The sequence below is a fragment of the Streptomyces sp. NBC_00158 genome (assembly GCF_045160885.1).
Classification (GTDB): Bacteria; Actinomycetota; Actinomycetes; order Streptomycetales; family Streptomycetaceae; genus Streptomyces.
The window spans coordinates 1779997-1792500 of record NZ_CP108161.1 but is presented as its reverse complement, the minus strand read 5'-3'; the positions used below and the strand labels follow the sequence as shown (position 1 = coordinate 1792500).

Genomic DNA, 12504 nt, shown 5'->3' with positions numbered 1-12504 from the left:
GGTGCAGCGTCGTGTGTTTCTTGCCGGAGGTAGAGCACTGGATAGGCGATGGGCCCTACCGGGTTACTGACCTTAGCCAAACTCCGAATGCCGGTAAGTGAGAGCACGGCAGTGAGACTGTGGGGGATAAGCTCCATGGTCGAGAGGGAAACAGCCCAGAGCATCGACTAAGGCCCCTAAGCGTACGCTAAGTGGGAAAGGATGTGGAGTCGCAGAGACAACCAGGAGGTTGGCTTAGAAGCAGCCACCCTTGAAAGAGTGCGTAATAGCTCACTGGTCAAGTGATTCCGCGCCGACAATGTAGCGGGGCTCAAGCGTACCGCCGAAGTCGTGTCATTGCAGCAATAGGGCCAACGCCCGCTGTGATGGGTAGGGGAGCGTCGTGTGCCGGGTGAAGCAGCAGCGGAAGCTAGTTGTGGACGGTTCACGAGTGAGAATGCAGGCATGAGTAGCGATACACACGTGAGAAACGTGTGCGCCGATTGACTAAGGGTTCCTGGGTCAAGCTGATCTGCCCAGGGTAAGTCGGGACCTAAGGCGAGGCCGACAGGCGTAGTCGATGGACAACCGGTTGATATTCCGGTACCCGCTTTGAAACGCCCAATATCGAATCCATTAATGCTAAGCCCGTGAAGCCGTTCCGGACCCTTCGGGGAAAGGAAAGTGGTGGAGCCGGCGATCCAAGGTGGTAGTAGGTAAGCGATGGGGTGACGCAGGAAGGTAGTCCAGCCCGGGCGGTGGTTGTCCCGGGGTAAGGGTGTAGGCCGTGTGGTAGGCAAATCCGTCACACATTAAGGCTGAGACCTGATGCCGAGCCGATTGTGGTGAAGTGGATGATCCTATGCTGTCGAGAAAAGCCTCTAGCGAGTTTCATGGCGGCCCGTACCCTAAACCGACTCAGGTGGTCAGGTAGAGAATACCGAGGCGTTCGGGTGAACTATGGTTAAGGAACTCGGCAAAATGCCCCCGTAACTTCGGGAGAAGGGGGGCCATCACTGGTGATCGGACTTGCTCCGTGAGCTGGGGGTGGCCGCAGAGACCAGCGAGAAGCGACTGTTTACTAAAAACACAGGTCCGTGCGAAGCCGTAAGGCGATGTATACGGACTGACGCCTGCCCGGTGCTGGAACGTTAAGGGGACCGGTTAGTGACCTTTCGGGGTTGCGAAGCTGAGAACTTAAGCGCCAGTAAACGGCGGTGGTAACTATAACCATCCTAAGGTAGCGAAATTCCTTGTCGGGTAAGTTCCGACCTGCACGAATGGCGTAACGACTTCTCGACTGTCTCAACCATAGGCCCGGTGAAATTGCACTACGAGTAAAGATGCTCGTTTCGCGCAGCAGGACGGAAAGACCCCGGGACCTTTACTACAGTTTGATATTGGTGTTCGGTTCGGCTTGTGTAGGATAGGTGGGAGACTTTGAAGCAGCCACGCCAGTGGTTGTGGAGTCGCCGTTGAAATACCACTCTGGTCGTGCTGGATGTCTAACCTCGGTCCGTGATCCGGATCAGGGACAGTGTCTGATGGGTAGTTTAACTGGGGCGGTTGCCTCCCAAAGGGTAACGGAGGCGCCCAAAGGTTCCCTCAGCCTGGTTGGCAATCAGGTGTTGAGTGTAAGTGCACAAGGGAGCTTGACTGTGAGACCGACGGGTCGAGCAGGGACGAAAGTCGGGACTAGTGATCCGGCGGTGGCTTGTGGAAGCGCCGTCGCTCAACGGATAAAAGGTACCCCGGGGATAACAGGCTGATCTTCCCCAAGAGTCCATATCGACGGGATGGTTTGGCACCTCGATGTCGGCTCGTCGCATCCTGGGGCTGGAGTCGGTCCCAAGGGTTGGGCTGTTCGCCCATTAAAGCGGTACGCGAGCTGGGTTTAGAACGTCGTGAGACAGTTCGGTCCCTATCCGCTGTGCGCGTAGGAATATTGAGAAGGGCTGTCCCTAGTACGAGAGGACCGGGACGGACGAACCTCTGGTGTGCCAGTTGTCCTGCCAAGGGCATGGCTGGTTGGCTACGTTCGGAAAGGATAACCGCTGAAAGCATCTAAGCGGGAAGCCTGCTTCAAGATGAGTATTCCCACCTCCTTGAGAGGGTAAGGCTCCCAGTAGACGACTGGGTTGATAGGCCAGATGTGGAAGCCCGGTAACGGGTGGAGCTGACTGGTACTAATAGGCCGAGGGCTTGTCCTCAGTTGCTCGCGTCCACTGTGTTAGTTCTGAAGTAACGAACTCGCCTTGCCGGCTTGAGTTCAACTTCATAGTGTTTCGGTGGTCATAGCGTTAGGGAAACGCCCGGTTACATTCCGAACCCGGAAGCTAAGCCTTTCAGCGCCGATGGTACTGCAGGGGGGACCCTGTGGGAGAGTAGGACGCCGCCGAACAACCCGCCCTTTTAGCTCAGTCGGTAGAGCGTCTCCATGGTAAGGAGAAGGTCAACGGTTCGATTCCGTTAAAGGGCTCTGACATGACAAAAAGGCCCCCGCCTGATGGCGGGGGCCTTTTTTGCGTTCTAGCCTCGTTCACGGCGCGACAGCCTACGGACGTGGAGAGCACGCAAATGCTGGACAACAAGGCGGCCCAGGCCGAATTCGAGAGCGCGTGGAACGACGCTAGGCACACGCGTGCCGAGCTGCCGCCGGTCGACGTCAACGCCGTCCTCGCGGAGCGGTACGAGGCGGACGGGCCGGTGGCCCTCACCGCGGACGTGCTGTGGGACATGGAAGTACGGAAGGCCGGCGATCCGGCCGCCTTCATCCCCTACGTCGTACAGGCCGGCTCCGCTGCCGCGTGGGTGCCCGGACGGGACGGCGGGGAGCTCGGCGACGTCTTCGTACGCCGGTCGGCCCAGCGGATCTGGCTGCGTCCCGACGAGTACGGGCTCGTTCTCGAAGAGGTGTACCTCGACCACCAGGAGAAGGTGGTCACCTTCCTCGGCCGTGCCGGGTTCCCGGCGGCACCGGGAGGTCCGCTGGCCGCGGGGACGGGACAGCCGCTCTTCCACGTACAGCACGGTGTCGCAGGCACGGCCGGGCGGCCCACCAACACCTGGCGGATCGTCCTCCTCACCGACGAGCCGGACGAGCGCGTCGTGAAGGTGTTCGAGGAAATGGCCGCCGAGGTGTGGCTGCCCGGGTTCGTCGAGAACTACGTACGCGACGTCCTCGGGGTTCCGCTCATCCGGAAGCCGGAGCCGGACCCGAAGCAGTAAGGGGGGCTCAGGAGGCTTCGCGCTGCTGGGGGACGCGGAAGGCCAGGATGGCCATGTCGTCCGAGGCCGGTTCGGCCGCGAAGCGTTCCACCGCGCGCAGGACGCGGGAGGCGACCGCGCCCGCCGTGAGGCCGGTGCAGGTGGTGAGGACCTCCGCGAGACCGTCGTCGCCGAGCATCCGGGTGCCCTCGCGGCGTTCGGTGACGCCGTCCGTGACGCAGAGCAGGACGTCGCCCGGGTCGAGGGTCATGGTCTGTTCGTAGAGGTCGAGGTCGTCGATCACGCCGAGCAGCGGCTGCGGTTCCGCCGCCGGCGTGACCTCGCCGTCCGGGCGCAGCCGCAGCGGGAGGGGGTGGCCCGCGCACACGACCTTCATCAGGGCGCCGCCGTCGGGCAGCGGGTGGAGCTCCCCGTAGAGGAGGGTCAGGAAGCGGCTGCGGGCGCCCTCGTCGAGGATCGCCGCGTTGAGCCGCTCCAGTACCGCCGGGCCGCCGAGGCCCTCGCGGGCCAGGAGGCGCAGGGCGTGCCGGGCCAGGCCGGTGACGGCTGCCGCCTCCGGGCCCGTACCGCAGACGTCGCCGATGGCGAATCCGTACGCGCCGTCGCGGATCGGGAAGACGTCGTAGAAGTCGCCGCCCACCTCGTTGCCCTCGCCGGCGGCCCGGTAGATGACCTCGACCTCCATGCCGGGGATGGCGGGGGAGCCGGGCGGCAGGAGGCTGCGCTGGAGGGAGCGGCTGATGGCGGTGCGCTCGGAGTAGAGGCGCGCGTTGTCCAGGGCCAGGGCCGCGCGGCGGGAGAGGTCGTCGGCGAGTTCGAGGATCTCCTGGCGGAAGTGCTCCTCGCTGGGCTTGCCGAGGGTCAGCATGCCGATCACCCGGTTGCGGGCGAGCAGCGGCAGGACGACGGTCTCGCCGCCGACGGCGGCGGCCGTCGCCGGCCAGGGGCGGGCGCCGGCCTCGCGGACCGGTTCGGGCGGGTCGACGCGGGACAGCAGGGCCTTCAGGCCGTCGATGCGTTCCTCGTCCTCGTGCAGGACGTAGGCGAGGTAGGGGTCGGAGGCCTGGTCGGCGATGGTGTAGACGGCGCACCAGGTGGCGAGCGTCGGGACGGTCATCTGGGCCATGAGGGCCAGGGTCTGGTCCCGGTCGAGGGTGCCGGCGAGCAGGTCGGAGGCTTCGACGAGGAAGGACAGGGAGCCTCGGCGCAGCCGTTCCAGCTCGCCGAGACGGGCGGACTCGACGGCGAGGGCGATGCGGTCCGCGGCGAACTGGAGGCGCAGGGCCTCCTCGTTCGTGTAGCGGCCCGGGCCCTCGGCGGCGACGCCGAGGGAGCCGGTGAGGCGGCCCTCGACCTTGAGGGGGACGGTGACGACGGAGCGCATGCCGGTGGACTCCAGGAGCGGTACGGCTCCCGGGACGACGGAGAGGTCGTCGTGGACGGCGGGCAGGCGGGCCGAACCGTAGCGGCTGGTGCCGGCCTCGACGGGGACGCGGGCGAAGCGCTGGCGGGTGGAGGGCAGGCCGGTGGTCGCGCGGACCTCCAGCTCGGTCTCGTCGTCGGTGGCCAGCAGCAGGAAGGCGGCGTCGGCGTCGAGCATGTCGCGGGCCCGCTCCACGGTGCGCTGGAGCAGTCCGTCGAGGTCGTCGGGGGCGGGCGAGCCGATGAAGACCTCGAAGGGGTCGGCGGGGCGGGGCTCGCTGTGCTGGCCGTCGGAGGAGGGGACGCGTACGGGGGTCTGGAGCAGGGCCCGCTCGTCGTCGTGGACGAGGAGGCAGACGATGGAGGGCTCGCCGTGGGCGTCGCGGACCCGCAGGTGGGAGGCGTAGACGGGGATGACGCGGCCGTCGGCGCCGCGGATGCCGTAGCTGCCCTCCCAGCGGGACAGGCGCAGGGCCTCGGCGACGCCGGTGCCGGTGCCCGGGGTCTGGGGCCAGGCGGCGATCTCGGAGAGGGGACGGCCGACGGCCTTGCCGGCGGGGTAGCCGAAGATGTGCTCGGCGTCCTCGTTCCAGGCGGAGATGACGTCGGTGCCGTCGATCTGGAGGACGGCGACGCGGACCCGGCTCTCGGCCAGGGGCAGGAACTGGTCCGGTACGACGGGGCCCGCGGAGCGGGTACCGACCGGACGGTCCGGGAGGTCGAGGCGGAACCACACGTGCTTGTGGGTGGCGGTGTACTCGACGCCCCAGCGGGTGGCGAGGGCGGCGCAGAGCATCAGCCCGCGGCCGCTCTCGCGGTCGGGGTCGGCGTACGGGCGCTCGCCGGGGTGCCGCAGGGGCAGCTCGCGCTCCGGGTAGCGGTCGGCGACCTCGACGCGTACGCCGTCCTCGGCGCGCAGGCACAGGACCTCGGCCCTGGTTCCGGCGTGCACCACGGCGTTGGTGACGAGCTCGCTGGTCAGCACGACCGCGTCGTCGACGATGTCCGCGAAGCCCCAGCCCTGCAGCGTGTCGCGCACGAACGCGCGGGCGGCGGCGACCGACCGCCCTTGGGGGTCGAAACTGGCAGCCGCCCGTGCCGTGATCACGAGTCTCCTTCGACGCGGTTGGACATCGGATGCCAGGTTACTTACCTTCGCGGTCGCCATGAGGCCGTCGCAGCGGATTCCACCCGCGGGGTGCGGCCGGTGTGCGATGGTGCCGAAGTGTTATCGCCGGGTTCGGCCAGGGTGAAACACTGGGCAGGCTTGGAGAGCCGGCTCTTGGACAGCCGGTGTCCGGTGGTACACAGGTCGACCCTTTCGGGAGGGACACGGTGGAGTCTGGCGCAGCGGTGCGGCGTACGGGAACGCGGCCCAAGGGCGGGCGGTCCCGGCGGAACGGGACCACGGAAGTCGACACCGCCGCTCTGAACCGCCTGCTCACGGCCCTGGTGTCGATGCGGGACGGGAATTTCCGCAAGCGGCTGACGGTGTCCGGCGAAGGCGTGATGGCGGAGATCGCCGCCGTTTACAACGAGGTCGCCGACCGCAATCTGCACCTGACCGGTGAGCTGTCCCGGGTCCGGCGGATGGTGGGCCGTGAGGGCAAGCTGAGCGAGCGGCTGGAGACGGGGGCCTGCGAGGGCTCGTGGGCGGCCGCGATCGACGCCTCGAACCAGCTGGTGGACGACCTGGCCCGGCCGGTGTCCGAGGTGGGCCGGGTGCTGTCGGCGGTGGCCGAGGGCGACCTGGACCAGCGGATGGACCTGCGGACGCAGGCGCCGGACGGGGTGGGGCATCCGCTGCGCGGGGAGTTCCTGAAGGTCGGGCGGACGGTCAACAACCTGGTCGACCAGCTGTCCGCGTTCACCGACGAGGTGACGCGGGTGGCGCTGGAGGTCGGCACCGAGGGCAAGCTGGGCGGTCAGGCCCAGGTGCGCGGAATGTCGGGCTCTTGGAAGGACCTGACCGACTCCGTCAACACGATGGCGTACCGGCTCACCGCTCAGGTGCGTGACATCGCCCTCGTCACGACGGCGGTCGCCAAGGGCGACCTGTCGCGCAAGGTCACGGTGCACGTGGCCGGCGAGATGCTCCAGCTGAAGAACACCGTCAACACGATGGTGGACCAGCTGTCCTCGTTCTCCTCCGAGGTGACGCGCGTCGCCCGCGAGGTGGGTACGGAGGGCGAGCTGGGCGGCCAGGCGAAGGTGCCCGGGGTCGCGGGCGTGTGGAAGGACCTGACCGACTCCGTCAACACGATGGCGGGGAACCTGACGGCGCAGGTGCGCGGGATCGCGCAGGTGACGACGGCCGTCGCGAACGGCGACCTGTCGCAGAAGGTGCGGGTCAGCGCGCGCGGCGAGGTCGCGCAGCTGGCCGAAACGATCAACCAGATGACGGAGACGCTGCGGACCTTCGCGGACGAGGTCACCCGCGTGGCCAGCGAGGTCGGCGCCAAGGGCCTGCTGGGCGGTCAGGCGCAGGTGCCGGGGGCGGCCGGTACGTGGAAGGACCTCACCGACTCGGTGAACACGGTCTTCCGCAACCTCACCACGCAGGTGCGGGACATCGCCCAGGTGACGACCGCCGTGGCCAACGGCGACCTGTCGCAGAAGGTCACGGTCGACGTGGCCGGCGAGATGCTGGAGCTGAAGAACACCGTCAACACGATGGTGGACCAGCTCCAGTCCTTCGGTGCGGAAGTGACGCGTGTGGCCCGTGAGGTCGGCGTCGAGGGTGAGCTGGGCGGTCAGGCGCAGGTGCCCGGGGCGGCCGGTACGTGGAAGGACCTCACCGACTCGGTGAACACCGCCTTCCGCAACCTCACCGGGCAGGTCCGCAACATCGCCCAGGTGACCACGGCGGTGGCGAACGGCGACCTGTCGCAGAAGGTCACCGTGGACGTCTCGGGCGAGATGCTCCAGCTGAAGAACACCGTGAACACGATGGTGGACCAGCTCTCCGCGTTCGCGGAGCAGGTGACCCGGGTGGCCCGGGACGTGGGCACCGAGGGCCGGCTCGGCGGCCAGGCCAAGGTCGAGGGGATCTCCGGTACCTGGAAGGAGCTCACCGACTCCGTCAACTTCATGGCCGGCAACCTGACTTCGCAGGTGCGCCAGATCGCCCAGGTGACGACGGCGGTGGCGCGCGGCGACCTGTCGCAGAAGATCGACGTGGACGCCCGGGGCGAGATCCTGGAGCTGAAGAACACCCTCAACACGATGGTCGACCAGCTCTCCGCGTTCGCGGAGCAGGTGACCCGGGTGGCGCGGGACGTGGGTACCGAGGGCCGGCTCGGCGGTCAGGCGCAGGTGCCCGGTGTGGCCGGGGTGTGGCGGGACCTGACGGACTCGGTGAACGGCATGGCCGGGAACCTGACTTCGCAGGTGCGCAACATCGCGCAGGTCGCGACGGCGGTGGCGCGCGGCGACCTGTCGCAGAAGATCGACGTGGACGCCCGGGGCGAGATCCTGGAGCTGAAGAACACCCTCAACACGATGGTCGACCAGCTGTCGAACTTCGCGGAGCAGGTGACGCGGGTGGCCCGCGAGGTGGGCACCGAGGGCATCCTGGGCGGGCAGGCGGAGGTGAAGGGCGTCTCCGGCACCTGGAAGGACCTCACCCAGTCCGTCAACTTCATGGCGAACAACCTGACGTCGCAGGTCCGCAACATCGCCGAGGTGACCACGGCCGTGGCCATGGGCGACCTCTCCAAGAAGATCACGGTGGACGCCAAGGGCGAGATCCTCGAACTGGTCACCACCGTGAACACGATGGTCGACCAGCTGTCGTCCTTCGCGGAGCAGGTGACGCGGGTGGCGCGCGAGGTGGGTACCGAGGGCATCCTCGGCGGCCAGGCGCGGGTGCGCGGGGTCACCGGCATCTGGAAGGACCTCAGCGACAACGTCAACACGATGGCCGGGAACCTGACGGCCCAGGTGCGGGGGATCGCGCAGGTCTCGGCGGCCGTCGCCAACGGCGACCTGACGAAGAAGGTCACCGTCGAGGCGCGCGGCGAGGTCGCGCAGCTCGCCGACACCGTCAACACGATGGTGAAGACCCTGTCCTCCTTCGCGGACGAGGTCACGCGCGTGGCCCGTGAGGTGGGCACGGAAGGCCGGCTGGGCGGACAGGCCCACGTCCCGGGCGTCTCGGGGACGTGGAAGGACCTCACCGACTCGGTGAACTTCATGGCGTCCAACCTCACCGGGCAGGTGCGGCAGATCGCCATGGTCACGACAGCCATCGCCAAGGGCGACATGACCAAGAAGATCGACATCGACGCCCGCGGGGAGATCCTGGAGCTGAAGACGACCATCAACACGATGGTCGACCAGCTGTCCTCCTTCGCCGACCAGGTGACGCGGGTGGCCCGCGAGGTGGGCACCGAGGGCATCCTCGGCGGCCAGGCCCGGGTGCGGGACGTGGACGGCACCTGGCGGGACCTGACCGAGTCCGTGAACGAGATGGCCGGCAACCTCACCCGGCAGGTCCGCGCCATCGCGGCCGTGGCCACCGCGGTGACCCGCGGCGACCTGAGCCTGAAGGTCGACGTGGACGCGGCGGGCGAGATCCAGGTGCTCCAGGACAACATCAACACGATGATCGTCAACCTGCGGGACACCACCCTGGCCAACAAGGAGCAGGACTGGCTCAAGGGCAACCTCGCCCGGATCTCGGCCCTGATGCAGGGCCGCCGGGACCTGGACGACGTGGCCTCGCTGATCATGAGCGAGCTGACCCCGGTGGTCTCCGCGCAGCACGGGGCGTTCTTCCTCGCCGTCCCGGCCGGCGGGACCCCCGAGATCGGGGCCGACGGCGGCGCGGAGGGCTCGTACGAGCTGCGGATGCGCGGGAGCTACGCGTACGCGGGCGGCCAGATGCCCATCTCCTTCCGGCCCGGCGAGGGGCTGATCGGCACGGTCGCCGAGGAGAAGCGGACGATCCTCGTCGAGAACACCCCGCCCGGCTACCTGAAGATCTCCTCGGGGCTGGGCGAGGCGCCCCCGGCGCACGTGATCGTGCTGCCGGTGCTGTTCGAGGGGAAGGTGCTCGGAGTCATCGAGCTGGCCTCGTTCACGCCGTTCACGCAGATCCAGAAGGACTTCCTGAGCCAGATCGCCGAGATGATCGGTACGAGCGTCAACACCATCTCCGTGAACTCCAAGACGGAGATGCTGCTCAAGCAGTCCCAGGAGATGACCGAGCAGCTGCGCGAGCGCTCCGACGAGCTGGAGAACCGGCAGAAGGCCCTCCAGGCGGCCAACGCCGAGCTGGAGGAGAAGGCCGAGCTCCTGGCCCAGCAGAACCGGGACATCGAGGTGAAGAACACCGAGATCGAGGAGGCCCGGCAGGTCCTGGAGGAGCGCGCCGAGCAGCTCGCGGTCTCGATGCGGTACAAGAGCGAGTTCCTCGCGAACATGTCGCACGAACTGCGCACCCCGCTGAACTCGCTGCTGATCCTGGCCAAGCTGCTCGCCGACAACGCGGACGAGAACCTGTCGCCGAAGCAGGTGGAGTTCGCCGAGACCATCCACGGCGCGGGCTCGGACCTGCTCCAGCTGATCAACGACATCCTCGACCTGTCGAAGGTCGAGGCGGGCAAGATGGACGTCTCGCCGACGCGGATCGCGCTGGTCCAGCTCGTGGACTACGTGGAGGCCACCTTCCGGCCGCTGACCGCGGAGAAGGGGCTGGACTTCTCGGTGCGGGTCTCCCCGGAGCTGCCCGCGACGCTGCACACCGACGAGCAGCGGCTGCTCCAGGTGCTGCGCAACCTGCTGTCCAACGCCGTGAAGTTCACCGACAACGGGGCCGTGGAGCTGGTGATCCGGCCAGCAGGTGCCGACGTGCCGACGGCCATCCGGGAGCAGCTGCTGGAGGCCGGGTCGCTGCGGGACGCGGACGCCGACCTGATCGCCTTCTCCGTGACCGACACCGGGATCGGGATCGCGGCGAGCAAGATGCTGGTGATCTTCGAGGCGTTCAAGCAGGCCGACGGCACCACCAGCCGCAAGTACGGCGGCACGGGCCTGGGGCTGTCCATCAGCCGGGAGATCGCCCGGCTGCTGGGCGGGGAGATCCACGCGGCCAGCGAGCCCGGCCGGGGGTCGACGTTCACGCTGTACCTGCCGCTGCACCCGAGCGAGCTGCCGCCGCAGGGGTACGCGCCGCCGACGCCCGGCGGGGCGCGCGGGGAGTACCGCAGGGCGGCCGGGGAGGAGCCGTCGGCGGTGCAGCCGCTGCCCGCGGTGCTGCCGGCCCCGCTGGGCGCGGCGCCGCCGCGGCAGGCGCTGCCGTCGGCGGAGGGGGCCGGGCAGGGCTCGTCGGCGCTGTTCCGGCACCGGCGCAAGCCGGCGGCCGGTCCGCTGCCGCGCACCGAGGTGCCGGGGCAGTCGGAGGGCGGCGACGCGTGGGAGGTGGAGGAGCCGCCGCCGGCGCCGCCGCGGACGTACGACTTCCGCGGTGAGCGGGTGCTGATCGTGGACGACGACGTCCGCAACGTGTTCGCGCTGACGAGCGTGCTGGAGCAGCACGGGCTGGCGGTGCTGTACGCGGAGAACGGCCGGGAGGGCATCGAGGTCCTGGAGCAGAACGACGACGTGTCGGTCGTGCTGATGGACATCATGATGCCGGAGATGGACGGGTACGCGACGACTTCGGCGATCCGGCGGATGCCGCAGTTCGCGGGGCTGCCGATCATCGCGCTGACGGCGAAGGCGATGAAGGGGGACCGGGAGAAGGCCATCGACTCCGGGGCTTCCGACTACGTCACGAAGCCGGTCGAGCCCGACTACCTGCTGACGGTGATGGAACAGCACATGCGCGGAAACTGATCGGAGGGCGGTGTGCGGGCGGGGACCGGGAGGGGAACCTTTGGGTCTCCCCTCACGTTTCCGCTTCGTGCACAGTGACATCTTGGTGACAGGGTGTGGCGATCTCGGGACTGGGGCTACGATGACCGGCACAAGGACGGACGGCTCAAGGATGCCGTCCTCTGGGGCGGGGCCCGGCGCGCATGCCGGAGCCAGGAGCCGGGGAGGCCCCATGCCGGGGCGAGGAGGACAGGGCATGGTGCAGAAGGCCAAGATCCTCCTGGTCGACGACCGGCCGGAGAATCTGCTGGCGCTGGAGGCCATCCTCTCCGCGCTCGATCAGACACTGGTCCGGGCGTCGTCGGGGGAGGAAGCGCTCAAAGCGCTGCTCACGGACGATTTCGCGGTCATCCTGCTGGATGTCCAGATGCCGGGCATGGACGGGTTCGAGACGGCCGCGCACATCAAGCGCCGCGAACGGACCCGGGACATCCCGATCATCTTCCTCACCGCGATCAACCACGGTCCGCACCACACCTTCCGCGGTTACGCGGCGGGCGCGGTGGACTACATCTCGAAGCCGTTCGACCCGTGGGTGCTGCGCGCCAAGGTCTCGGTGTTCGTCGAGCTCTACACCAAGAACTGCCAGCTGCGGGAGCAGGCGGCCCTGCTGCGCCTCCAGCTGGAGGGCGGCGGGACCAACGGCGACGGCGGCCGGGAGACGGCCGGGCTGCTCGCCGAGCTCTCGGCGCGGCTGGCGGCGGTCGAGGAGCAGGCCGAGGCGCTGACCAAGCAGCTCGGCGAGGACTCGGCGGACGCCGGGGTGGTCGCCACGGCCGCCCACCTGGAACGGAAGCTGACGGGGCTGAGGCGGGCGCTCGACGCGCTGGAGCCGGGAGCCAGCGGGGGAGCCGCGGTCCTGCCCGCGCAGGGCTGAGGCCACCGGGCCGCCCGCCGCGCGCGGCGGAGCGGCCCGCCGGGCAACCTCCCTGGCCACCCGTCAGTTCTGTCGCGCCGTCAAAGCGCTTGAGGGCGGGGCGACACGAACGGGTGAAG

General features: G+C 68.2%; 4 protein-coding genes, 1 tRNA gene and 2 rRNA genes (1 of these 7 only partly in view). 6 read left to right on the top strand and 1 reads right to left on the bottom strand.

Features of this window, described 5'->3' with window-relative positions:
- The 4 genes from OG553_RS07905 to OG553_RS07890 form a co-directional block, all read left to right on the top strand.
- A 23S ribosomal RNA gene (locus tag OG553_RS07905) occupies nt 1-2189 on the top strand (it extends 930 nt beyond the left edge of the window).
- 74 nt (nt 2190-2263) lie between these two features.
- Nucleotides 2264-2380, top strand: a 5S ribosomal RNA gene (gene rrf / locus OG553_RS07900).
- Nucleotides 2381-2385: 5 nt separating this feature from the next.
- Nucleotides 2386-2458 (top strand) — tRNA-Thr (locus OG553_RS07895).
- 83 nt (nt 2459-2541) lie between these two features.
- Complete coding sequence (locus tag OG553_RS07890) at nt 2542-3207, top strand: hypothetical protein (protein WP_405978309.1); 666 nt, start codon at nt 2542-2544, stop codon at nt 3205-3207.
- A gap of 7 nt (nt 3208-3214) precedes the next feature.
- Here OG553_RS07890 and OG553_RS07885 read toward each other — a convergent pair whose 3' ends face one another.
- Nucleotides 3215-5797, bottom strand: a complete 2583-nt coding sequence (locus tag OG553_RS07885; protein WP_405978308.1) for a SpoIIE family protein phosphatase — start codon at nt 5795-5797, stop codon at nt 3215-3217.
- A gap of 167 nt (nt 5798-5964) precedes the next feature.
- Between OG553_RS07885 and OG553_RS07880 the strand changes: the two genes are divergently transcribed.
- Nucleotides 5965-11469 (top strand): HAMP domain-containing protein, encoded by a 5505-nt coding sequence (locus tag OG553_RS07880; RefSeq protein ID WP_405978307.1) that lies wholly within the window; start codon nt 5965-5967, stop codon nt 11467-11469.
- A 235-nt stretch (nt 11470-11704) separates the two neighbouring features.
- Entirely contained in the window at nt 11705-12385 is a 681-nt protein-coding gene (locus OG553_RS07875; protein WP_125818620.1) for a two-component system response regulator, read from the top strand.
- The last annotated feature ends 119 nt before the right edge of the window (nt 12386-12504 follow it).

Coding starts and splice junctions, on each gene's coding strand:
- OG553_RS07885 (WP_405978308.1), bottom strand. CDS start 5,797: ATGGCGACCGCGAAGGTAAGTAACCTGGCATCCGATGTCCAACCGCGT.
- OG553_RS07875 (WP_125818620.1), top strand. CDS start 11,705: ATGGTGCAGAAGGCCAAGATCCTCCTGGTCGACGACCGGCCGGAGAAT.